Origin of the sequence: Bradyrhizobium sp. 27S5, assembly GCF_037217225.1 — a bacterium.
Lineage (GTDB): Bacteria > Pseudomonadota > Alphaproteobacteria > Rhizobiales > Xanthobacteraceae > Bradyrhizobium > Bradyrhizobium septentrionale.
In genome coordinates this window covers 6,674,092-6,697,232 of record NZ_CP147714.1, presented here as the reverse complement: position 1 = coordinate 6,697,232, position 23,141 = coordinate 6,674,092, and the positions used below count along the sequence as shown (strand labels likewise).

Genomic DNA, 23,141 nt, shown 5'->3' with positions numbered 1-23,141 from the left:
AAAGGCTAAATTGTCCGATCATCCGCTTTCGCGCGGCTGATGTGCGTTTGGCGTTAATCTCGATTGCGTTATGTGGCGGTGCAGCATGCGTGCACCGCCACATCGCCCTGATTCGAGCATGATCTCCGCGCAAACGCTGCGCGTTTGTCGCGAGGAAAACCGCTTCGCACTTTTCCGGATCATGCTTTAGGCGCGCGGAAGGTCGCTCTTCGCGATATCCCACAACAGCCGGTAGACGCCGCTGGTGACCACCAGCGGTTTCAAGGCTGCGTTGCCGGTAATAGCTGCAGCGGCCGCAGGGACCGCGCCGACATCAGTGGCGTCGATCAGCACGAACCAGTCGCCGGCACCGGGATCGGCCTTCGCCGCATCCGGCGTGAGCGGCTTCGACAGCACAGGGTCGTTCTCCAAGAGGTGCATCGAGATGATGCCGTCGCGCGATGCCGGATCGAGTTGCTCCCGCAATGCAGCGCGGAGTTTGTCCGCGCCCTCCGCCGGCGGGCGCAGCCGGATGATGCCGAGCGCAGCGCCCCTGCCGACGCCGCGGCTGATCGTGATGCGCGCAACGCCGCGGATCATGTTCTGAAAGCGCGCGATATTGGCCTTCGACCAGTCGGTCTGGTTGGCGAGCGCCGTGCGGTAGGCCGGGCTCTCGAGCGCATCGAAGGTCGCGGTCGAATAGAGGCTGAGATATTTCGGCTTGCCGTCGTGAGCGACGTAGCGGCGTGCTTCCACGAATCCGTCGATGGCGACGCGTTCTTCGAGATGCTCGCGATCGTACCAGCGATTGAATTCAGTTTCGTGTAAGCTGTCGATATCCATCGATGTCAGCAGCATGCCTTGTCCGGCGATCGGCATCGAGTGCTCCTTTTTTGCCTGTTTTATCTGCGCAATATCGCCTGATAGCGCGGGCCGGGGAAGCAGGTTCCCCAGTGCCCGAGAGCGTGCATACCAAGGATTGCCACAATTGCTGCAATCCTGTTCAGCGCGGGTTCACAGAGGTAGCATTTCCATTCGTTTCGCCAACTCTCGAGAAGCAAAGGGACGACCGCTATGGCACGCATTCTGTGGGCATTGATTGTCGCTCTGGTGTCGCTCGCGTCGCTTCCCGTGCACGCGCAGGACCAGGAGAAACGCCTCGCGCTCGTGGTCGGCAACGGCGCCTATGAGGCCGGCGCGCTGCAGACCGCCGCCAACGATGCCGGTCTGATTGCGCAGACCTTGCAGGCCGCGGGCTTCGATGTCATCGGGGCCCGCGATCTCGACGGCGAGACGCTGCGCAAATCGTTCCGCGATTTCATCCAGAAAGTGCAGGACGCCGGACCGAACACCGTCGCCTTCGTCTATCTCGCCGGCTACGGCGTGCAACTGACCGGCGAGAATTACTTCGTGCCTGTTGATGCCAAGATCGCCCGCGACACCGACGTGCCGGTCGAGGCGATCCGCATCTCGGATTACAGCCATCAGCTGTCGGCGCTGCCGATCAAGGCCGGCGTGATCGTGCTCGATGCGGCGCGCAGCAATCCGTTCGCGAAAGATGGCCAGCCGCTGGCCGGTGGCCTTGCGCTGGTCGATCCTGATCCGAAGATGCTGATCGCCTTCAACTCGGCGCCCGGCACCGTCGCGCCTGACGGCGCGCCGCCTTACGGGCCCTACGCGCAAGCGTTGGCGGAAATGATCCGCGCCGGCGGCCTGACCCTGCCCGAGGTGTTCGACCGCGTTCGCCTGCGCGTCAACGAGATGACCAAGGGCGCCGAGATCCCCTGGAATGCACAGAAGGTCGACGCGCCCTTCATGTTCTTCGAGCGCAAGCCGGATGCGCCGCCGCAGCAGGTCGATGCCGGACTGCGCACCAAGCCGATCCGCGATTTCCCGGCGCAGGATGCCTATGCCGCGGCGCTGGAGCGCGACACGCTGCAGGGCTACGAGGATTATCTGCAGGCCTATCCGAACGATCCGCTGGCCAAGCGGGTGCGCGCGATCGTGGCGGCGCGGCGCGAGGCCATCACGTGGCGGCGCACCTACAACGCCGATACGCCGGATGCCTATTGGTCGTACCTGCGGCGTTATCCGCGCGGGCCGCATGCCTACGACGCCCGGCGCCGGCTCGCCTATCTGTCGGCCGCGCTGGAGCCACCGCCGCAGTTCACGGTGCTGGACTATGACGTGCCGCCGCCGCCGCCCGACGAGATCGTCTATGTCGACCGCCCGGTGCTCTATTACAGCGATCCGGTGTTCGCCTTCGCGCCGCCACCGCCGCCGCCAGTGTTCTTCCTGCCGCCGCCGCCGCCGGACTTCGTCGTGCTGCCGCCACCACCGCCGCCGATCGGCCTGTTCGTGCTGCCGACGCCGTTCTTCGTGGCGATCCCGGCCTATGTCGCTGCGCCGGCCTATGTCGTGCCGCCGCAGAACAACATCGTGTTCAACAACATCCACAACACGACCGTCATCAACACGGTGATCAACAATCCCAACCCCACGCCGGCGCAGCTCCATGCGGCCGGGGTGACCGCGGCGATGGGCGGCGCGCCGGTGACGGCGGCGCCGCAACTGCCGGCGGCGGCGATGCAGCGCGCCAATCTGACGCGGCCGGGCGCGCCGCAAGGCGTGACGCCGGCACAGGGCGCGGCGATGGGAGCCCCTGGCGCCGCGCCGAACGCGGCGGCTGCGCCAACCGCACCGGGCGCGCAGGGTGCGCACACTCTGCCGGGCGCGAAGAACGGCCCGCCGCTGCCGCAGTCGGCGACCGCGCCGGCCAACGCCACGCCGCATGGCGCCGTGCAGCCGGGCGCCGCGCAACCCGGCACATCGCAACCCGGCGCCGTGCAACCTGGCGCAAAGCCGAATGCGCTCCCGCCAGGCAAGCCGGCGACCGCGATGGCGCCTGCCAATGCGCAACCTGCGCCTCCGGCCAAGCCCACGGCTGCCCCGGCGGCAAACGCGCCGGCGTCGCCTGCGACCGCTGGCAAACCGGGCAGGCAGCCGCTCTCGCATGCCGCGACGGCGCCAACCGGCAATGTGAAGCCCGCGACGGCGTCGTCGCCGGCGAGCCGCGCGACACCGCCACGGCCGACGCCGGCCGCGCGGACGGCACCCGCGCGTGCCGCGGTGTCGCCGCCACCGGTCTCGCGGCCCGCGCCGCAGCGTGCCGCAGCGCCGCCGCCTCGCGCCGCAGCCGTTGCGCCGCGTCCGGCGCCGGCACCGGCTCCGCGCGCTGCACCGCCGCCGCCGCGGCCTGCGGTGCAGGCGCAACGCGCAGCGCCGCCGCCGCGGATGGCTGCGCCGCCGAGGCCCGCGCCCGCACCACGGGCGGCAGCGCCGGCCTGTCCTCCCGGCAAGTGCAAACACTGAGGGCGTGACGTCATGCGCGGAGCAGGTCAGCATCCATGAGCATCACGGCCTCGCTCGGGTCGCGGAGCGTCGCGAAATTCCTGATCGGCGCAATCATCGGGCTGGTGGCGTGCCGCCAGCCCGCACAGGCGGCCGAACTCGCAGCACAGGACGTCGCGCTGCTCGATCGCCTGAGCTGGGGCGTCAACGCCTCGAGCGCGGCGCATCTGCGCGAGGTCGGCGTCGAACGCTGGCTGCAGGAGCAATTGCACCCGGCCAATGTCGCGCTGCCGCCGGCGGTGCGTGCGCAGATCGAGGCGATGCCCGACGTGCATCGCTTTCCGTTCGATATCGCGGCTGCCTTCGACCTGCAGGCCAAATCGGCCAACCAGGTCGCCGACCCCGAGCAGCGCAGGGCGGCGCAGACGGTGTTCCAGCAGGGCATGAACGATCGCGTCAAGCAGGCCGCGGCCCGCACCATCCTGCGCGCGCTCTATGCGCCGGATCAGCTGCGCGAGCGCATGACCTGGTTCTGGTTCAACCACTTCAACGTGTTCCAGTACAAGGCCATGATCCGCGTGCTGCTGGGCGACTACGAGGATCACGCGATCCGCGACCTGCTCGCCGCGACGCTGCATCATCCGGTGATGCTGCGCTATCTCGACAATGCCGACAACGCGGCCGGCCACCTCAACGAGAACTACGCCCGCGAGATCATGGAACTGCACACCATGGGCGTCGGCTCCGGCTATACCCAGGCCGACGTCGAGGCGCTGGCGCGCATCCTCACCGGCGTCGGCGTCGACTTCGCGTCGGAGGATCCGAAGCTGAAGCCGGAGCTGCAGTCCCAGCTGGTCCGTGAAGGCGGTTTCGAGTTCAATCCGGCGCGCCACGACTATGGCGACAAGACCTTCCTCGGCCATCAGATCAAGGGCCGCGGCCTTGCCGAGGTCGACGAAGCCCTCGACATCCTCTGCCGTCACCCGGCCACCGCCACGCATATCGCAAGGCAGCTCGCGACCTATTTCGTCTCCGACAATCCGTCCGACGCGCTGGTGCAGCGCATGGCGCAGACCTTCCAGAAGACCGACGGCGATATCGCGGCCGTGATGTCGACGCTGGTGCACGCGCCCGAGTTCACCGCGACGCTGAAGGATGGCGCCAAGTTCAAGGATCCGGTGCTCTACGTGATCTCGGCGGTGCGGCTCGCCTACGACACCAAGGTCATCCTCAACACGATGCCGATCCAGGGCTGGCTCAACCGGCTGTCGGAAGGCCTGTTCAACCACGAGACGCCCGACGGCTATTCGATGCTGTCGACGGCCTGGAACGGGCCGGGGCAGATGATGCTGCGCTTCGAGATCGCACGCGCGATCGGCTCGGGCTCGGCCGGGCTGTTCAAGCCGAACGAGCCCAATGCCGTCGACCAGCCGGCGTTTCCGCAGGTCATGAACGCACTCTATTTCAGCACCATCAGGCAGACGCTGAGCCCGACTACGCTCGCCGCGCTCGACCAGGCGGTCTCGCCGCAGGACTGGAACACGCTGTTCCTGTCGTCACCGGAGTTCATGCACTGAAAGGGAGGTTCGCCAATGAACCGCCGCGAACTGATCAAGGCCTTCGCTGCTTCCGCATCTCTCACCGTTGCCGGCCGGGTCTGGGCAGCGCCCGCGACCGACGCGCGCCTGCTCGTGGTGTTCCTGCGCGGCGCCTACGCCGCCGTCAATGTGATCGTGCCGGTCGGCAGCGAGTTCTACTACGCCACGCGCCCGACGCTTGCGATCGCGCGGCCGGATGCCGGCAATCCGAACGCGGCGCTGGCGCTCGATGCCGGATGGGGGCTGCATCCGGCACTGCGCGACTCGATCTATCCGCTCTGGGCCAAACGCGAGATCGCGTTCGTCCCGTTCGCCGGCTGCACCGACGACCTCTCGCGCAGTCATTTCGAGACCCAGGACACGATCGAGCTCGGCCAATCGGTCGGCGGCAGCCGCGACTACCGCTCCGGCTTCATGAGCCGGCTGGCGAGCGAGCTGACGCGGGTGAAGCCGATCTCCTTCACCGATCAGCTGCCGCTGATCTTCCGCGGCCAGGCCCAGGTCCCGAACACCAGCATCGCGAGCGTCAGCAAGCCCGGGGTCGACGACCGCCAGGCCCAGCTGATCAAGCAGATGTACACGCAGGGCAGTCTGGCGAACTCGGTGGCGGAAGGTTTTCGCGTCCGCGACGATGTCTACAAATCCGTCTCGGAGGAGATGACGGCGGCGAACCGCGGCGCAGTCTCGCCGCGCGGCTTCGAGCTGTCGGCGCGGCGGATCGGGCATCTGATGCGCGAGCAGTTCAACCTCGGCTTCGTCGATGTCGGTGGCTGGGACACCCATGTCAACCAGGGCGCGGCGACCGGCTATCTTGCCAGCCGTCTCGGTGAGCTCGGCCGCGGCCTTGCCGGTTTCGCCGAGGAGATCGGGCCGGCGATGTGGCGCGACACGGTCGTGGTCGTGATCTCCGAATTCGGCCGCACCTTCCGCGAGAATGGCAACCACGGCACCGATCACGGCCATGGCAGCGTCTACTGGGTGATGGGCGGCGGCCTCAATGGCGGGCGGATGGCCGGCGAGCAGATCAAGGTTGCGGAGGCGACGCTGTTCCAGAACCGCGACTATCCTGTCCTGACCGACTACAAGGCGTTCTTCGCCGGCCTGCTCCAACGCGTCTACGGCCTGCAGCAGCCGAGCCTCGAACGCATCTTCACCGGCATCAAGCCGAAGGATCTGAACCTGGTTTGAAGGGGCGCTGCCAAAATATCGAAAACAACCCCATGCAAAGTAGCCGTCAGGTGCCGGCGACTTGACACGTCGGGCAACTCATCGGTATTCTTCCATTATTCAGAAATCGTGCAATGGCGGCCGCCTTGGCCGGCGAGCAGGTCCTAATCGCACAGCTACCGCTGTTCCAGAACCACGAAGACGTTCTTCGCCGGCCTGATCCAGCATGTCTATGGCCTGCAGCAGGCGAGCCTCGAGCGGATTTTCAACGGGGTCAAGCCGAAAGACCTGAACCTGGTTTAGCGCAATTAGTGTGGCCGTCCCTGCTTCACCTCGTCCTGCGTGTCAGAAGATGGAGGGTGAAAGCCTCCATTCGCTAGGCGGAGCCGAAACGTGCGAACCCATTCGTTTCGCTCATCTTCGATCAAGCTCCACAGGGGCCAGGCAGGCGACGCCTCGATCGCATGCAAAATCGACCAATTGATGCCAAAAGCAGTGTCGCCGTCTTGCGGTAGCAGCGAAATGAGCGATTCAATGTCATCCTCACCGAGGGGTTGTGTAAGTTCATTAACGGATTTCTCAGCGGCCTGAAGTTGCTTCTCACTGAGGCCGTCTGTCAGCTTCGCACCAATCTTACAAAGCTCTCTCACTGGTTTTTGAACCATATGCCGCTCCTGCCTATCGGCACGATGGATGAGGGTGTGTGGGTATTCTGGACCTAGATATCAAGCCGCTCTCGCAGCCAAGTCCGCGATCGCCTTCATCACGGCGTTGCGGATGCCGGGGTCGTAGAGGATGTGGCCGGCGCCATCGATGATGCGGACCTCGCTGCCCGGCCAGCGCGCGGCGAGCGCGTGCGAGGTTGCGGGCGGGCACAGCAGATCGTAGCGGCCCTGCACCAGGATGCCGGGAATGCCGGCGAGCTTGCCGGCGTCGTCCATCAGCTGGTTCGGCCGCATGAAGCAATCATTGGCGAAGTAGTGCGCCTCCATGAACGGCGTCGAGGGCAGGGTGCCCGATGACTTGAGATCGAGCCGCGTCTGCTTCGGCGTATGCTCCGACAGCGTGCGTTCGGTGTCGTGCCAGGCGCGCGCGGCCGGCGCATGCACGGCGGCGTCGGGACCGAGGATGCGGCGGTAATAGGCCGCAAGCGGCGCGGCACGCTCCTCCTCGGGCAGGAAGTTGAGGAAATCCTCGGAGAGCGAAGGATAGAAGCGCGGCAAGGTCCGCAGGAAGACATCCTCCAGCTCCTCGGCGGTGCCGAGAAAAGTCGCGCGCAGCACCAGGCCGCTGACGCGCTCGGGATGGGCTTGAGCATAGGCCAGCGCCAGCGTCGCGCCCCAGGAGCCGCCGACCACCATCCAGCGCGCGAAGCCGAACCGCTCGCGGATCTTCTCCATGTCCGCAATCAAATGCTGCGTCGTGTTGTGGTCGCGGCTGCCCTTCGGCCGGCTACGGCCGCAGCCGCGCTGGTCGAACAGCACGGCGTGAAAGCGCTCGGGATCGAACAGCCGGCGATGATCGGGCTGGCAACCGCTGCCGGGACCACCATGCAGGTAGACAGCGGGAACGCCGCCTTCGCGCCCGACGCTCTCGACATGGAGGTCGTGGCCACTGCCGACATCGAGCCATTCCGATGTCAGGGGCGCAAACGGATCGGCGCGCCTCGCGGCCTTGCCGGCGTCGGCGTCAGGCGCCATCACGTTTGTCCTGGCGTTCATCCGCCTCCAGCGTGCCGCCGGCGAAGTTGCGATAGAGGAAACGGTTCTGCCTGCCGGCGGATTCCTGCTCGGCCTGCTTGAAGATCTCCTCGTGCCGCGGCGACAGCGCACAGGCCGGATCGGTGTTGCCCGCGTCGCCGGTCAGGGCAAAGGCCTGGCAGCGGCAGCCGCCGTAGTCGACCTCGCGGAATTCGCAAGACTTGCACGGCTCCGGCATCCAGCCGGTGCCGCGATAGCGGTTGAAGGCCTCCGAGTTCTGCCAGATCCAGGCGATCGAATGGTTCGAGCGCACCGATTCGAATTCGAGCCCGGTGATGCTTTCGGCGGCGTGGCACGGCAGCACCTTGCCGGCCGGCGAGATGTTGAAGAACTGGCGGCCCCAGCCACCCATGCATTTCTTCGGCCGCAGCGCGTAGTAATCCGGCACCACATAGTCGATCGCGAGCGTGCCCTTCAGGCGCGCCTGCGCGTCCTCGACGATGCGGCTGGTCTCCTCGATCTGCTGTAGCGTCGGCATCAGCGCGGCGCGGTTCTTCAGCGCCCAGCCGTAATACTGCACGTTGGCGACTTCGAGCCGGTCGGCGTCGAGGTCGACGGCCATCTGGATGATGTCGGGGAGCTGATGCAGGTTCTGCCGGTGCATCACGGCATTCACCGTGAGCGGCAGTTCGAGCTCGCGCGTCCATTTCGCGACCTCGAGCTTCTTTTTGTGCGCGTCCTTCAGCCCGGCCACGCGATCGGCGACGATGGGCTCGTTGCCCTGAAAACTGATCTGCACATGGCTGAGGCCGGCATCGGCCAGCGCCGCGAGCTTGTCCCTGCTCAGCAGCACGGCCGAGGTGATCAGGTTGGAATAGAGCCCGACATCGGTCGCATGCCGCACCAGCTCGACGATGTCCTTGCGCGCGGTCGGCTCGCCGCCGGAGAAATGGATCTGCAGCACGCCGAGTTCGGCGAGCTCGCTCAGCACCTTCTTCCATTCGTCGGTGGTGAGCTCGGTCGAGCCGCGGTCGAGCTCGACCGGGTTCGAGCAGTAGGGGCATTGCAGCGGGCAGCGGTGGGTGACCTCGAGCAGCACGGCGAGCGGGATGCCGTAGGTCTCGGCGGCCGAGCGGGCACCTTCCAACACGGCAAGGCCGTCGCTCGGGCCTGATGGTGTCGTCTTGTTGTCGGCGAGTGTGTCACTCATGCTGTGCTCTCGCGCGCTTCGGTGAGAAAGCCCTTGTCGGCCAGATCCTGCAGCATGGCGATCACGTCGGTCGCGATTGCCTCGCGTGGCGCGGCATATTTCGCCGCCAGCCCGTCGACCATCTCGGCGACGTTGCGCACGCCGTCGCAGAGCTGCAGCACCTCGACCGCGATCTGGTCCGGCGCCAGCACGCGCTCCGGCGCCAGGATCACCCAGACCTGCCGCGTCTCGTCGAATTTCAGCTTGGTGTGGCGCGGCAGTTTCGGCCGGCTGGTCTCGCTGACGCTGATGTTGCGGCTGGCCATGATCGTGTCCCTAGCTCGCCTTGGCTATATCGGTCTTGGGCACGAAGGCGCCGGGCGGAATGTGGCCGTCGACATAGGCGTGGTACAGCGCGTCGAGCTGCACCCACAACACGTTGGTCTTGAAGATCAGCGCGTTGCACACCGCTTCACGCTCGGCCGGTGTTTTCGCATGCTGCTTGACGTATTCGAGCGCGAAGCCGGCGTCGCGCGGCGCCTGGGTCAGGCGGCGGCTGAAATAGCTCATGATGTCGGGGTTGACGAAGTCGTAATGCTTCAGCATCCCCGAGATGCGCTCCTCGTGCAGGTTCGGCGCGAACAATTCGGTGAGCGAGGAGGCGATCGCCTCCAGCGGCGTGCGGTCGCGGCAGAAATGCACATAGGCTTCGACGGCGAAGCGCGTCGCCGGCAAAATGCCTTCGGTGGACTCCACGTATGCCGTGGCGAGGCCGAGGCCTTCGGTCAGCTTCAGCCAGCGCTCGATGCCGCCCTCATTGCCGAGATCGCCGTCATGGTCCTCGATGCGGTGACGCCACTCGACCCGTGTGTTGCGGTCGCGGAAGCGCGAGATCACCATCGCGTCCTTCAGCGGGATCGTGCTCTGGTAATAATAGCGGTTGAGCGCCCAGGCCTGGACCTGGCCCTTGTTGAGCTTGCCGCCGTGCAGCAGGCGATGGAACGGGTGCAGACTGTGATAGCGCGTCGCCCCGATCTGGCGCAGCGTCGCCTCCATCGCCTCGGCGCTGTCGAGCGTGATGCCCTTGCCGATCGAGAGCGCAGTCATTCCGTTTGTCGGCACCACATTCACAGCACGATCTCCGTTCCGTCGGAAGGAATCTGCCAGCCCGCCTGTTCGGCCGCCTTGCGCTCGGCCGAGCTCCCAAGCAGCGCCGGGTTGGAGTTGTTGATATGCAAAAACACTTTTCGTCCGATGTCGAGAGCGGCGAGGCTCGCGATCGCACCCTGATCGCCCGACATCGCGATATGTCCCATGCCCTGGCCGGTCTTGTTGCCAAGCCCCGCCGCGATCAGTTCGTCGTCGCGCCACACCGTGCCGTCGAAGAACACGAGGGGCGCGCCCTTGAGCCGCGATTTGAGGTCGTCCGTGACCCGCGCGCAGGCCGCCAGGAAGTAGAAGTATTGGCCGCTGCGCTTGTCCGCAATGCGCAGGCCGAGCGTATCGCCGACGCCGTCGGCGCCTGCCGGATGCGCCTTGCCCTCGAGATACCAGGCGCCCTTGCCGGGAACCTCGAACGGCAGCACCTCGAGCCCCGACGGCGATCCGTCGGGCAAAGCCGGTTCAAAGCCCTGGTCGACCGCGATCGGCCGTCGCGCGACGTTCTTTTCACTCAGCACGTTGAAGATGCTGTTCGAGCGCAGGATCGCGAGCACCCGCTCGTGGGCGTAGATCGCAAACGGCGAACCCTCGCGCATCGACAACAGCCCGGCGACCGCATCGACCTCGCCATTGGTGAGGATGACGCCGGCGATCGGGCTGTGGCGCAAGGCGCCGGGTTTCGGATGCAGCTGCGGCGTGGCGATCAGCTGCTGACGGAGATCGGGGGAAGCGTTGACCAGGAACCAGTGCGCGCCGTCGCCGCTGACGGCGATCGAGGCTTGCGTGCTCTGCAATTCCGGATGATCGCTTCGCGCCGTCCTGCAGATGGCACAGCCGCAGTTCCACTGCGGAACGCCGCCACCTGCCGCGGCACCCAGGACGACGACACGAAGCATGATCCGTCCCCTGGAGAAGTTTGGCCCTAACGAGGCTTGATTTGGACCAGAAACGTTACGAGGTGGACCCCGGATTTGAAACACACCCCCATGTTCGGGAGCGTGTTACGCCCGGATGTCCACCTGCGCTAAAACGCTAAACGTGTATAGGGCGCTGCCGCTTACTTGCGGGTGGCGCACATATACATGTTGATTTCCATGCCGACCGACACTTCCACGATCTTCGGTGCTTTCCAGGCCATTTGGCTCTCCATGTTGCAACCGGACGAACTTTCCGCCCTGCAGTTAAACTACTGCGGTTGGAAAAGTTCGCCACTTAAATTTTTTGCAACGTGCCCTGCTCAAAGGCATGCTGCACTGCGGCAAACGGAACTGGCCCGGTCACAAATTTGTGCGCGCATTTCCTGTCAAAAGCCCGTGCCATCAGACCTTTTTCCTGTTGTTCGCCACACGGTGAATGGTGATGTTGGGCTAACAAACAGGGCCGCGCGGTCCTCCGAAGGTCCTGATGACGATTCTACAGCTTCCGGCGACGGGAGCGACTAACGAGCCGAGTTCAGCCGATGCCACGCTATTTCTTCAATACCCGTATCGGCGACGAGCTGATCTCCGACCCCGACGGCGAAATCCTGCGCGACCCGGATCGCGCATGGGAAATGGCGCGGGCGATGATTCGCGAATTGCTCAAGACCGAGGGCGCCGACGGCGCACTGCTCAGCGCGGTGATCGAGGTGACCGACGACGAGGGCGAGATCGTGCTGGAGTTTCCCTTCACCGAGGCGATTCTCGATCGCCCGGACCGCTCCCTGACAAGGCACTGAGATAAGGCATTGACGCACGCCGACGGGGCCGCGTGGTCACAACCATGCGTTGGCCGATGCCAGCATGTATCCGATTGCAATTGTCCGGACAAACTCGCAAGGCTATGAACGGAAAGCCGAACCGCGCCGATCGACCTTAATGGCGCAATCAACAACGGCTTCCACCCAGGGGAGAACAATCATGAAAAAACACTCGTTCGCACCGCGCAGCCTGCTGCTTGCCGGGGCGATGTTGGGGGCATTCACGCTCTCTGCTGCGGCGCAGCAGCCGGCGACCCCGCCGGCGGCAGGCGCGGCGCCTGCCGCGCAGCCGCTTCCGCCGGGCTCGCCCATGATCGGGCGTCCGGACAATGAGGCCGCCGCCAAGCTCGCGCCGGTGGCGCCGCCGCCGTTGCCGTCCGCGCCCGACAAGCTGCCGCTCGCCAGGCTCAAGGTGCCGGCCGGCTTCAACGTCGAGGTCTATGCCGCGGGCATGGCCAATGCGCGTTCGCTGGCGCTCGGCGACAAGGGCACCGTGTTCGTCGGCAGCCGGCTGGTCGACAAGGTCTATGCGATCGTCAACAAGGACGGCAAACGCTCGGTCAAGGTGATCGCCTCGGGCCTCTATCGTCCGAACGGCGTCGCCTTCAAGGACGGCACGCTCTACATCGCCGAGCTCTCGAAGGTCTCCAAGATCGACAAGATCGAGGACAATCTGGACAACCCGCCGAAGCCGACCGTCATTTACGACAAGCTGCCGAAGGACGAGGCGCATGGCTGGAAGTTCATCGCGATCGGTCCCGACAACAAGCTCTATGTCCCGGTCGGGCAGCCCGGCAACAACGTGCTGCATGACGCCGACCACGGCCAGATCCGCCGCATGAATCTCGACGGCTCCGGCGCCGAGGTCTACGCGCTCGGCGTGCGCAACTCGGTCGGCTTCGACTGGAATCCCGAGAACAAGCAGATGTACTTCACCGACAACGGCCGCGACTGGCTGTCGGAGACGGTGCCGGAAGACGAGCTCAACCGCGTCACCAAGGCCGGCGAGGATTTCGGCGCGCCGTATTGCTGGCAGGGCAACATCATCGACCAGGAGCTCGGCTGGGGCAAGAACTGCAAGGACTACACGGCGCCGGTCGGCCTGATGGGCCCGCATACCGCTTCGCTCGGCATGCGCTTCTACACCGGCAGCATGTTCCCGAAGGCCTACAAGGACGCGATCTTCGTCGCGCGCCACGGCTCCTGGAACAAGTCGCAGAAGCAGGGCGGTGACATCGTCGTCGTCAAGCTGAACAAGGACGGCACCGTGAAGTCGGTCGAGCCGTTCCTGACCGGCTTCCTCGAGGACAACAAGTATGTCGGCCGCCCGGTCGACGTGATGCTGCTGAAGGACGGTTCGCTGCTGGTCTCCGACGACTGGAACGGCGCGGTCTATCGCATCAGCTACGGCAAGCAAAAGGTTGCCAACCAGTAACAACCACCAACGTCATTCCGGGGCGATGCGCAGCATCGAACTATGATGTGCAATTGCACATCTGAGAATCTCGAGATTCCGGGTCTGGTGCTGAGCACCAGCCCGGAATGACTGAAGTGCCAGGAGCCGCTAATGCGCAAGATGACTATTCCCACGCTCCTGTTTGCATTCACCGCATTCTCCGCAAATGCCGAGACCATCCAGGAGCGCACTGCTGCGTGCTTTGCCTGCCACGGCGAGCATGGCACCTCGGAAACCGAGAACACGCCCTCGCTCGGGGGCCAGCAGGCGCCCTATGCGCTGATCCAGCTCTTCATGTTCCGCGAGAAGCTGCGCACCTTCGAGCCGATGAACGAGATGGCGAAGTCGATGACCGACGACGATTTGCGCGCCTTCTCCGATTTCATCGCCACCCTGCCGAAGCCCACGCCGCCCACCGAGGCCGGCGATCCGGCGCGGATGGCGCGCGGCCAGGCGCTGGTGCAGCAGAGCCGCTGCAACGCCTGCCATAACACCGATTTCTCCGGCAAGGAGAACGTCCCCCGCATCGCCAACCAGCGCGAGGACTACCTCGCCAAGACCATGGCCGAATACAAGGACAATAGCCGCCACGGCTACGACGCGACCATGGCCGACGTGATGCAGCCGGTCGCCAAGGAGCAGATCGCCGACCTTGCCTATTACATCGCGCATGTCCGCTGAAACAACGGGCGGCGGGCCGCTGGCCTTGTTCTCCGTGCGGCGCTAAAACGCCTGCGTCACACGGAGTTGCACATGCAGGATCTTTGGCGTCTGTCGGCGGCTGAACTCGCCGGCCTCATCAAATCGAAGAAGGTATCGGCGAAAGAGGCCGCCGAGGCCGGGCTTGCCCGGCTCGACGCGGTCAACCCGAAGATCAACGCGGTGGTCGATCACCGGCCGGACGACGTGCTGGCGCAGGCCGCTTCGATCGATGCGGCAATTGCGCGCGGCGAGGCGGTCGGTCCGCTCGCCGGCGTGCCCATCACCATCAAGGTCAATGTCGACCAGGAAGGCTATGCCACCACCAACGGGCTGAAGGCGCAGCGCGACCTCATCGCCAAGGTCGACAACCCGGTGGTCGCCAATCTGCGCAAGGCCGGCGCGGTGCTGCTCGGCCGCACCAATTGTCCCGCGGTCTCCTATCGCTGGTTCACCACCAATCTCATTCACGGCGACACCAAGAACCCGCGCGATCCCGGCATCACCCCGGGTGGCTCGTCGGGCGGCGCGGGCTCGGCGGTTGCGGCCGGCATCGGCCATATCGCGCACGGCACCGATATCGCGGGCTCGGTCCGCTATCCGGCCTATGCCTGCGGCGTGCACGGCCTGCGGCCGAGCATGGGCCGTATCCCGGCCTTCAATTCGGCGCTGCCGGAGCGGCCGATCGGCCCGCAGATCAGCGCGGTGTCGGGGCCGCTGGCGCGCACCGTCAACGATCTGCGCATCTCGCTTGCCGCGATGTCGGCGCCTGACTATCGCGATCCCTGGTATGCGCCGGTGCCGCTCGAGGGCCCGCCGCGGGAAAAGCGCGTTGCGATGTGCCTCAATCCCGATGGTCTCAATCCGGTGCCGGAAGTGGTCGCCGCGGTGGCCGATGCCGGCAAGCGACTGCAGAAGGCCGGTTGGATCGTCGAGGAGATCGCCGACACACCGTCCCTGCGTGAGGCGGCCGAGATCCAGACCCGGCTCTGGCTCGGCGACGGCTACGAGGCCCAGCTCGCATTCGCCGAGCGCGAGGGAGATCCCGGTGCGCTGGCCTGCCTGCGCGGCGTCCGCGCCAGGGTGCATCCGTTCGACTTGTCGCAGGCGCTGACCCGCCGCGCGACCTTGACCCGCGAATGGTTTGCCTTCTTCGACAAATATCCGGTGCTGCTGATGCCGGTGTCCGGCGAGCTGCCGTTCCCCGACCATCTTGATCGCAAGGACGAGGCCTCGTTCGCGCGGGTGTGGCACGCGCAGCTGCCGCAGATCGCGATCCCGTTCATGGGGCTTCCCGGGCTCGTCGTCTCCACCGGCCTCGTGGGGCGGATTCCGGTCGGCGTGCAGCTGGTGGCCGGCCGCTACCGCGAGGACCTCTGCCTTGCCGCGGGCGAGGCGGTCGAGGCGGGCGGCACGCCGCCGTCGCCGATCGATCCAGCGGGGTAACGGCAATGACGATGTCACGCGTCTATGATTTCACCGCCAAGTCGCTGTCCGGCGACGACGTGCCGCTGCAGCGCTTCGAGGGGCAGGTGTTGCTGATCGTCAACACCGCGAGCGCCTGCGGGTTCACGCCGCAATACAAGGGGCTCCAGGAGCTGCACGCCGACCTGTCGCCGCGCGGCTTTGCCGTGCTCGGCTTTCCCTGCAACCAGTTCGGTGCGCAGGAGCCGGGCGACGCAGCGCAGATCGCCTCGTTCTGCGAGACCAACTATTCCGTGACGTTTCCGATGTTCGCCAAGATCGACGTCAATGGCGCCGGTGCGCATCCATTGTATGAGCACCTGAAACGCGAGAAGTCGGGCCTGCTCGGACCCTCGATCAAGTGGAACTTCACCAAGTTCCTGGTCGATCGCTCGGGCAAGGTTGTGGCGCGGCACGCGCCGACCGCCCGGCCCGAAGGATTGAAGAGGGAGATCGAGGCGCTGCTATGAGCGACAACAACGACGATACCACCAACGAGCAATTTCCGGACCGTCTCTCGATCGATCCGAAGAGCCCCTATTACAACGAGGCGATCCTGTCGCGTGACGTCGGCATCCGCTTCAAGGGTGCCGAGAAGACCAATGTCGAGGAGTACTGCATCAGCGAAGGCTGGGTGCGGGTCACCGCCGGCAACGCCAAGGACCGTTACGGCAATCCGCTGACCATCAAGGTGCACGGGCCGGTCGAGCCGTATTTCCGGGACAAGAAGTAACTAGCACACTGTCGTTCCGGGGCGATGCGAAGCATCGAACCCGGAACCTCGAGATTCCGGGTTCGTCCTTCGGACGCCCCGGAACGACGACAAGAGAAGGCAACACCATGTCCGTCCGCATCGTCGACGTCCGCGAGGTCACCAAACCGATCTCCTCGCCGATCCGCAACGCCTATATCGATTTCAGCAAGATGACCTCGAGCCTGGTCGCCGTGGTCACCGACGTGGTGCGCGACGGCAGGCGGGTGGTCGGCTATGGCTTCAATTCCAACGGCCGCTACGGGCAGGGCGGTCTGATCCGCGAGCGCTTTGCGCCCCGCCTGCTTGAGGCCGATCCGAAATCGCTGCTCGATGCCGACGGCAGCAATCTCGATCCGGACAAGGTCTGGTCGACGCTGATGTCGAACGAGAAGCCGGGCGGCCATGGCGAGCGCTCGGTCGCGGTCGGCACCATCGATATGGCGGTGTGGGACGCGGTGGCGAAGATTGCCGGCAAGCCGCTGTTCCGGCTGCTCGCCGAGCGCCACGGCGTGACCGCCAATCCGCGCGTCTTCGTCTATGCCGCCGGCGGCTACTACTATCCGGGCAAGGACCTCGGCGCGCTGCGCAAGGAAATGCGCGGCTATCTCGACCGCGGCTACAACGTCGTGAAGATGAAGATCGGCGGCGCGCCGCTCGCCGAGGACCGCGAGCGGATCGAGGCGGTGCTGAAGGAGATCGGCAGTAACGCGCAGCTTGCGGTCGACGCCAATGGCCGCTTCGATCTGGAGACCGCGATCGCCTACGCCAAGATGCTGCGCGAGTATCCGCTGTTCTGGTACGAGGAGGCCGGCGATCCGCTCGACTACGCGCTGCAGGCAGCACTGGCCGAGTTCTATCCCGGCCCGATGGCGACCGGCGAGAACCTGTTCAGCCACCAGGATGCGCGCAACCTGATCCGCTACGGCGGCATGCGGCCGGATCGCGACTGGCTGCAGTTCGACTGCGCGCTGTCCTACGGTCTCTGCGAATATCAGCGCACGCTCGCGGTGCTTAGGACCCACGGCTGGTCGCCGAGCCGCTGCATCCCGCATGGCGGCCACCAGATGTCGCTCAACATCGCGGCCGGCCTCGGCCTCGGCGGCAATGAGAGCTATCCCGACCTGTTCCAGCCCTATGGCGGTTTCCCCGACGGCGTGCGCGTCGAGGGTGGCCACATCGTGATGCCCGACCTTCCGGGCATCGGTTTCGAGGGCAAGTCTGATCTCTACAAGGAGATGAAGGCGCTGGCCGCGTAGTTCGTGCCCAATCCGGCCGGCCAGGCATCCTTGAGTCTGCTTGCAAAATAATGTGAGCGGCGCTCAAGAAAATGTTGAACGTTGCTCACGTTCCGGTATACTCATGCAGGAGAGACGCCTCTTTCCGGGTCACCGGGTGAGGCGCGGAACCGGCCGTGAGGATAGCCGCATGCCATATTCAGCGAAGAATCTCCGGGACGCCGCCGATGCCGGGGTGATCAGCACGGCTGATCTGGAACGCTTGCTCACCTTCCTGGCGAGCAGCGACGGGAAGGGTGCGGACAGTGGCGCCAGCCCGGCGGCGAAATTCGATGCTGCGCATGTGCTCTGGTACGCCGGCGCGCTGATCGTGATCGGTGCCATGGGCCTGTTCTCGACCCTGGCGTTCACCCAGATGGGCGGCCGGGCGCTGACGGCCTGCGCGATCGCCTACGCCACCGCTTTCACTGTCGCCGGTCACCACCTCTGGTACGGCAAGAATCTGCGGGTTCCCGGCGGCCTGTTGATCGCGATCGCGGTCTCGATGGCGCCGCTCGCGGTCTATGGCATCCAGGATGAGCTTGGCTGGTGGGGCAAGTTCGGCAAGCCCGGAACCGTGCACGACTTCTACATCTGGGTGAAGGGCAGCTGGCTCTTCATGGAGATTGCAACCGTTGCCGCCGGCATCGTCGCGCTGCGCTACTTCCGCTTCGCCTTCATCGTCGCGATCATCGCGTTCGCGCTGTGGTTCATGTCGATGGATCTGGCGCCGTGGTTCAGCGGCATGGATTATGCCGACTTCGAGACGCGGCGCCGCGTGTCGATCTGGTTCGGATTGGCCGTGCTCGCGGTGGCGTGGATCGTCGACTATCGCAGCCGCAACGGCGACTTTGCGTTCTGGCTGCATCTGTTCGGCCTGATGGCGTTCTGGGGCGGAATTACCGCGTCCGAAGGCTCGACCGAACTGGGCAAGGCGGTCTACTGCCTGCTCAATGTCGGCCTGATCGCGCTCGCCGTGATCCTGATGCGGCGCGCCTATGCGGTGTTCGGCGCGTTCGGCATCTGCATCTATCTCGGACATCTGGCCGACGTCGTGTTCAAGGACTCGCTGTGGTTTCCGTTCGCGCTGTCGCTGATCGGAATTGCCGTGATCGCCGCCGGCCTGCTCTACCATCGCAATGAGCGCGCGATCGCTGGCTGGATCGATGCGCATCTGCCGGCGGGGCTGCGGCCGCGATCCGCGATCGCGTGAGGCCGGCATCGGTAGCGCCTTTAGAACCGATACAATCTGGAATTCCTACAAGAAGGGCGGCGCGCAAGCGCCGTTCTTCGTTTCCCGGCGCAAATCCGGAAGCCGACAGAAACCATTTGCATCCTTGACTTTTCCAACGCTGTGCGCGCCGCGAGGCGTACTTGCGCGCTTTCGTCGCGATTTTATTCCGTTCTCGTGCAAAAATTTTCTTAAGTCCGTCGTCTGGACGCACAGCGCCCCACGTCTCTAGAGGACGGCGCATCGCCTTCGTGCAAGGCGAGAGTTGCTTCGAGAATTGCTTGGGGACGACGTCATGACATCGAGATCACAAACCAACCGCCGCACTGTGTTGCTGGCGAAGCTTTCGCTGCTTACGGCGAGCTATCTCGCGCTGAGCGTACCGCTCGCAACCTCAGTTGCGCGGGCGCAGTCGGCGCCGGCGCAAGGCGTCTCGACGTTGCCGCCGGTGACCGTCACCCCGCCGGCGGCGCAACGCCGCCGCAGCGCGCCGAAGACTGCGCGCAACACCGCCGCCACGCGCGGCCGCCGCACCCAGACCGCGCGGCGGATCGAGCCGGCGGCTACGGCAAAGCCGTTCGCGGAATCGCAGGACGCGCGCACCGGCACGTCAGGCTATTTCGCCAACAGCACCTCGGTTGCGACCAGGACCAACACCGCGATCGTCAACATCCCGCAATCGCTCAACGTCATCACGCGGGAGCAGATCCGCGACCAGAACTACCAGGGCCTCACCGACGTCACCCGCTACGTCCCCAGCGTCGCCGTGCATCAGGGCGAGGGCAATCGCGACGAGCTCGTGATCCGCGGCGTCGATTCCAGCGCCAATTTCTTCGTCAACGGCTTCCGCGACGACGTCCAGTATTTCCGCGACTTGTACAACGCCCAGAGCATCGAGGTGCTGAAGGGGCCGAGCGCGCTGACCTTCGGCCGCGGCGCCGGCGGCGGCCTGCTCAACCGCACGCTCAAGGAGGCCGACGGCAACCGCGTCTACGAGGCGACCGCGCAGACCGGCTCATGGGGCGATCGCCGCGTCACCCTCGATGCCGGACAGGCGATCAACGAGAACGTCGCAGCAAGGCTCAACGTGTTCTACGAGGGCGCCGACGCGTTCCGCGATTTCAACCATCTGGAACGCTACGGCATCAATCCGACCGTGACGCTGAAGCCCGACGACAACACCAAGATCAAGCTGAGCTACGAGTATTTCCACGACGAGCGCACCGCCGATCGCGGCAATCCCTCGCAGGGCCTGCCGGGCGGCGCGACCCGCTTCAATCCGACCACGCCGTTTGCGCCGAACGGCGATTTCTCGACCTTCTTCGGCAGTCCGGCGCTGAACACCGCGCAGGCGACGGTGCAGACCGGCATGGCAATCATCGAGCACGATTTCGAGAACGGACTGACGGTGCGCAACGGCACCTTCGCCGCCGACTACCAGAAGTTCTATCAGAACGTCTATCCGACCGGCGGTGCGCTCGCCGGCGCGGTCAATCCGGCGGATACCGCGGTCAATCTCGGCGCCTATCAGCACACCACCAACCGCGACAATGTCTTCAACCAGACCGATTTCACCTACAAGACCTGGACCGGACCGCTGTTCCACACCGTAGGCTTCGGCACCGAATTCGGCCGTCAGACCGGCGTCGACATCCGCAATACCGGCGTGTTCCCGAACGGCACCAACACCATCGTGCAGAACCCGTTCGCGCCGACCTATTTCGGCCCGGTGACCTTCATCCACCACTTCACCGGCACCAACACCGACGGCGTCACCACGCCCGATTCGAACAGCCGTTACGCGCTGAACATCCAGTCCGGCTATGTCAGGGACACCATCGAGATTTCGCGCGCCGTGCAGATCATCGCCGGCGCGCGGTTCGACCGCTACGACATGTCGGCCACCGACATGAACACCAACATCAACCGCGGCCGCGTCGACAATCTGGTGTCGCCGCAAGGCGCGTTGATCATCAAGCCGATGGATTCGATGTCGGTCTATACCGCCTACAGCATCTCGTATCTGCCGGCCTCGGGCGACCAGTTCAGCGCGCTGACCGACGGCACGCTGATCCTGCAGCCGCAGCGCTTCGAGAATGTCGAGCTCGGCATGAAGTGGAACATCAATCCGAAGCTGCTGTTCTCGACCGCGGTCTATAATCTGAACCGCACCAACCAGCCGATCGCCGACGGCAACAATCCCGGCTTCTTCTTCCCCTCCGGCAGCACGCTGACGCGCGGCGTCGAGGCGAGCCTGACCGGCTATGTCACCGAGCAGTGGCAGTCGTCGCTGGCCTATGCCTATACCGATGCGAAGATCACCGGCGCGACGTCGGCGACCGTCGTTCCCGGCAATCGCGTCCAGCTCGTGCCGTATAATCAGTTCGCCTGGTGGAACAAGTATCAGTTCACGCCGATGTGGGCGGCCGCGCTCGGCGTGATCTATTTCGGCGATTCCTTTGCCTCGTCCGACGACACCGTGCGGCTGCCGAGCTTCGTCCGCTTCGATGCGGCGGTCTATGCCAAGATCGACGAGAACTGGAGCGCCCAGCTCAATGTCGAGAACATTTTTGACAAGGGCTATTGGGCCTCCGCCGACGGCAACAACAACATCTCGCCGGGGCAGGGCCGCACGGTGCGGCTGATGGCGCGGGCGAGGTTTTAAGGCGGCGAGGGCCTCGACTACCGTGCCGTCATTGCTGTCGATGTTCACGGCCCCGTCATCCTGAGGAGCCGCGAAGCGGCGTCTCGAAGGATCGACGGCCACCGGCCGGGCCGTGCATCCTTCGAGGCTCGCTCCGCTCGCACCTCAGGATGACGGTGTTGGAATGCGAACGCTCTCTGCTATGACGGGGATGGAGCTGGGTCTCGTTATCCCAGCCGCATATCCAGCAGCCGCCGGCCTTCGCCCTTCAACAGCTTCTTCACCGCGCTCGAGGCGATCACCTCGCCATTGTTGGCGTAGGCCTCGTGGTTCTTCTCGATGTCGTCGAGGCGGTAGAGGTAGTTGACCATGACGCCGGCGGATTCGCGCAGGCCCTTGGGCGAGAGGTCGCCGAGCCAGTTGATCCGTTCCAGCCGCGCGCCGTTGCCGAGATGGAAGCGCGCCACCGAATCGATCAGCCGGCCCTTCGGCGTGCGCGCCTTCAGGAAGTAGTAGGCGGCGAGCGGCTCCAGCACGGTACGCAGCTGTGCCGCGAGCTCGGGGTTCTCGGACCAGCCGGGCTTGCCGAGGCTTTCCAGGAGCTGGCGGTCCTCATCGGTGAGCGGCACGTCGTCGGCCTGCTTGACCCACTGCATGAAGCCCGGCACCGGCGACAGCGTCACGAAGGTGTCGAGCTTCGGCAATTCGCGGCGCAGTTCCTCGACCACCTGCTTGATCAGGAAGCTGCCGAAGGAGATGCCGCCAAGTCCGCGCTGGGTGTTGGAGATCGAATAGAACACCGCGGTGCGGGCCCGCTCGACCGCCACCGGCTCGCGCTCTTCGGCGAGCAGCGGCGCGATCGCGCCCGGGATGGTTTCGGTCAGCGCGACCTCGACGAAGATCAGCGGCTCATCGGTCAGCGCCGGGTGGAAGAACGCGTAGCAGCGGCGATCCACCGGATCGATGCGGCGGCGCAGATCGTCCCAGTCGCGGATCTCGTGGACGGCCTCATAGCGGATGATCTTCTCCAGAATATTGGCCGGCGATGACCAGTCTATCCTGCGCAGCACCAGAAATCCCCTGTTGAACCAGGATGAGAGCAGATGCACCACGTCGCGATCGAGCGCGGCGAGGTCCTTGTTGCCCTTCATCAATGAAAGCAGATCGGATCGCATCGACACCAGCTCGCCGGTGCCGCCCGGCGCGCGATTGAGCCGGCGGATCAATTCCTGGCGGCGCGGCTCGGAGGCGAAATGCAAGTCGCTGGCGTCGTCGCCATTGGCCTTGTCGTTCACCTTGGCGCGCCAGCTTTCGATCGCCTGCGCCAGCCTGGCGTGATCGGGCCCGAAGTCGCGCGCCAGCGTCTGGAAGAACGACAGCTGCCCGGGGGTATCGAGATGGTGGTAGCGGTCGAGCACTTCGCGCGCCATCGCGGTACCGGAGGCTTCGCCGCGGCCGGACAATAGCGCCTCGCACAATTCCAGCAGCTCGGACGGATCCTGCTTGTCGTCGGCCGGGCTGGCGCGGCCGAGCAGCACCCGGCCGCGTTCGGAGATCGTGGAGAGCAGGTCGGAGAAAAAGGCGTTGGCCATGAGCAGGTCGTATCCAGCGGGTCGCATCCAGTGAAGCCGGACCTTACACGGGATTTAAGGTCGGGAGGACTGCAATCAAGCGCAGGGATCGTACGGAAATATGTCGCAGCCCGACAGCGGTATAATTCGTCATGACTACTCCCG

General features: G+C 65.2%; 21 protein-coding genes. 12 read left to right on the top strand and 9 right to left on the bottom strand.

Features of this window, described 5'->3' with window-relative positions:
- Positions 1-186 precede the first annotated feature (186 nt).
- Positions 187-858 carry a hypothetical protein gene (locus tag WDM24_RS31685; RefSeq protein ID WP_338828557.1) on the bottom strand — a complete coding sequence of 224 codons (672 nt, stop codon included), beginning with the start codon at positions 856-858 and terminating at the stop codon, positions 187-189.
- A 195-nt stretch (positions 859-1,053) separates the two neighbouring features.
- Here WDM24_RS31685 and WDM24_RS31680 point away from each other — a divergent pair, with 195 nt between their 5' ends.
- Genes WDM24_RS31680 through WDM24_RS31670 form a run of 3 tightly spaced genes read left to right on the top strand, consistent with a single transcriptional unit; the run spans position 1,054 to position 6,116 of the window.
- A complete protein-coding gene (locus tag WDM24_RS31680) occupies positions 1,054-3,351 on the top strand; it encodes a caspase domain-containing protein (protein WP_338828555.1) in 2,298 nt (765 codons plus the stop codon).
- A 35-nt stretch (positions 3,352-3,386) separates the two neighbouring features.
- The gene (locus tag WDM24_RS31675) at positions 3,387-4,907 is read left to right on the top strand and encodes a DUF1800 domain-containing protein (RefSeq protein WP_338828554.1); all 1,521 of its coding nucleotides are present in this window, start codon (positions 3,387-3,389) and stop codon (positions 4,905-4,907) included.
- A 15-nt stretch (positions 4,908-4,922) separates the two neighbouring features.
- Complete coding sequence (locus WDM24_RS31670; protein WP_338828553.1) at positions 4,923-6,116, top strand: DUF1501 domain-containing protein; 1,194 nt, start codon at positions 4,923-4,925, stop codon at positions 6,114-6,116.
- A gap of 287 nt (positions 6,117-6,403) precedes the next feature.
- Here the strand turns inward: WDM24_RS31670 and WDM24_RS31665 are convergent, their stop codons facing one another.
- The 7 genes from WDM24_RS31665 to pqqA form a co-directional block, all read right to left on the bottom strand.
- On the bottom strand, positions 6,404-6,760 hold the full coding sequence (locus tag WDM24_RS31665) for a hypothetical protein (RefSeq protein ID WP_338828552.1): 357 nt from the start codon (positions 6,758-6,760) through the stop codon (positions 6,404-6,406).
- Between the two features lie 60 nt (positions 6,761-6,820).
- Complete coding sequence (pip, locus tag WDM24_RS31660) at positions 6,821-7,795, bottom strand: prolyl aminopeptidase (RefSeq protein ID WP_338832479.1); 975 nt, start codon at positions 7,793-7,795, stop codon at positions 6,821-6,823.
- Positions 7,785-9,005, bottom strand: a complete 1,221-nt coding sequence (gene pqqE, locus WDM24_RS31655; RefSeq protein ID WP_338828551.1) for a pyrroloquinoline quinone biosynthesis protein PqqE — start codon at positions 9,003-9,005, stop codon at positions 7,785-7,787. Before pqqE ends, pip begins: the two co-directional genes overlap by 11 nt.
- The gene (gene pqqD, locus WDM24_RS31650; RefSeq protein ID WP_338828550.1) at positions 9,002-9,310 is read right to left on the bottom strand and encodes a pyrroloquinoline quinone biosynthesis peptide chaperone PqqD; all 309 of its coding nucleotides are present in this window, start codon (positions 9,308-9,310) and stop codon (positions 9,002-9,004) included. The genes pqqE and pqqD overlap by 4 nt, the downstream gene beginning before the upstream one ends.
- Positions 9,311-9,320: 10 nt before the next feature.
- Entirely contained in the window at positions 9,321-10,091 is a 771-nt protein-coding gene (pqqC, locus tag WDM24_RS31645; RefSeq protein ID WP_338828549.1) for a pyrroloquinoline-quinone synthase PqqC, read from the bottom strand.
- 20 nt (positions 10,092-10,111) lie between these two features.
- Positions 10,112-11,041, bottom strand: coding sequence for a pyrroloquinoline quinone biosynthesis protein PqqB (gene pqqB, locus WDM24_RS31640; protein ID WP_338828548.1), 930 nt, complete (start codon positions 11,039-11,041; stop codon positions 10,112-10,114).
- A 161-nt stretch (positions 11,042-11,202) separates the two neighbouring features.
- Positions 11,203-11,283 carry a pyrroloquinoline quinone precursor peptide PqqA gene (pqqA, locus tag WDM24_RS31635; protein ID WP_035635412.1) on the bottom strand — a complete coding sequence of 27 codons (81 nt, stop codon included), beginning with the start codon at positions 11,281-11,283 and terminating at the stop codon, positions 11,203-11,205.
- A 321-nt stretch (positions 11,284-11,604) separates the two neighbouring features.
- On the opposite strand from pqqA, the gene WDM24_RS31630 reads away from it, so the two are divergent.
- The 9 genes from WDM24_RS31630 to WDM24_RS31590 all read left to right on the top strand — a co-directional run bounded on the left by WDM24_RS31630 (position 11,605) and on the right by WDM24_RS31590 (position 21,426).
- Positions 11,605-11,862 carry a DUF6894 family protein gene (locus tag WDM24_RS31630; RefSeq protein WP_029079044.1) on the top strand — a complete coding sequence of 86 codons (258 nt, stop codon included), beginning with the start codon at positions 11,605-11,607 and terminating at the stop codon, positions 11,860-11,862.
- A 181-nt stretch (positions 11,863-12,043) separates the two neighbouring features.
- A complete protein-coding gene (locus WDM24_RS31625; protein WP_338828547.1) occupies positions 12,044-13,318 on the top strand; it encodes a PQQ-dependent sugar dehydrogenase in 1,275 nt (424 codons plus the stop codon).
- 132 nt (positions 13,319-13,450) lie between these two features.
- Complete coding sequence (locus WDM24_RS31620; RefSeq protein WP_338828546.1) at positions 13,451-14,020, top strand: c-type cytochrome; 570 nt, start codon at positions 13,451-13,453, stop codon at positions 14,018-14,020.
- A 72-nt stretch (positions 14,021-14,092) separates the two neighbouring features.
- Positions 14,093-15,484, top strand: coding sequence for an amidase family protein (locus WDM24_RS31615; protein ID WP_338828545.1), 1,392 nt, complete (start codon positions 14,093-14,095; stop codon positions 15,482-15,484).
- Positions 15,485-15,495: 11 nt separating this feature from the next.
- A complete protein-coding gene (locus tag WDM24_RS31610) occupies positions 15,496-15,972 on the top strand; it encodes a glutathione peroxidase (RefSeq protein ID WP_338701523.1) in 477 nt (158 codons plus the stop codon).
- The gene (locus WDM24_RS31605; RefSeq protein ID WP_338691380.1) at positions 15,969-16,235 is read left to right on the top strand and encodes a DUF3297 family protein; all 267 of its coding nucleotides are present in this window, start codon (positions 15,969-15,971) and stop codon (positions 16,233-16,235) included. Before WDM24_RS31610 ends, WDM24_RS31605 begins: the two co-directional genes overlap by 4 nt.
- 107 nt (positions 16,236-16,342) lie before the next feature.
- Positions 16,343-17,512 carry a mandelate racemase/muconate lactonizing enzyme family protein gene (locus tag WDM24_RS31600; protein WP_338828543.1) on the top strand — a complete coding sequence of 390 codons (1,170 nt, stop codon included), beginning with the start codon at positions 16,343-16,345 and terminating at the stop codon, positions 17,510-17,512.
- A 169-nt stretch (positions 17,513-17,681) separates the two neighbouring features.
- Positions 17,682-18,743, top strand: a complete 1,062-nt coding sequence (locus tag WDM24_RS31595; protein ID WP_338828541.1) for a hypothetical protein — start codon at positions 17,682-17,684, stop codon at positions 18,741-18,743.
- 313 nt (positions 18,744-19,056) lie between these two features.
- Complete coding sequence (locus WDM24_RS31590; protein WP_338828540.1) at positions 19,057-21,426, top strand: TonB-dependent siderophore receptor; 2,370 nt, start codon at positions 19,057-19,059, stop codon at positions 21,424-21,426.
- 206 nt (positions 21,427-21,632) lie between these two features.
- Here WDM24_RS31590 and WDM24_RS31585 read toward each other — a convergent pair whose 3' ends face one another.
- Positions 21,633-22,997: a malonyl-CoA decarboxylase gene (locus WDM24_RS31585; RefSeq protein ID WP_338828538.1), complete on the bottom strand. Its 1,365-nt coding sequence runs from the start codon at positions 22,995-22,997 to the stop codon at positions 21,633-21,635.
- Positions 22,998-23,141: the final 144 nt, after the last annotated feature.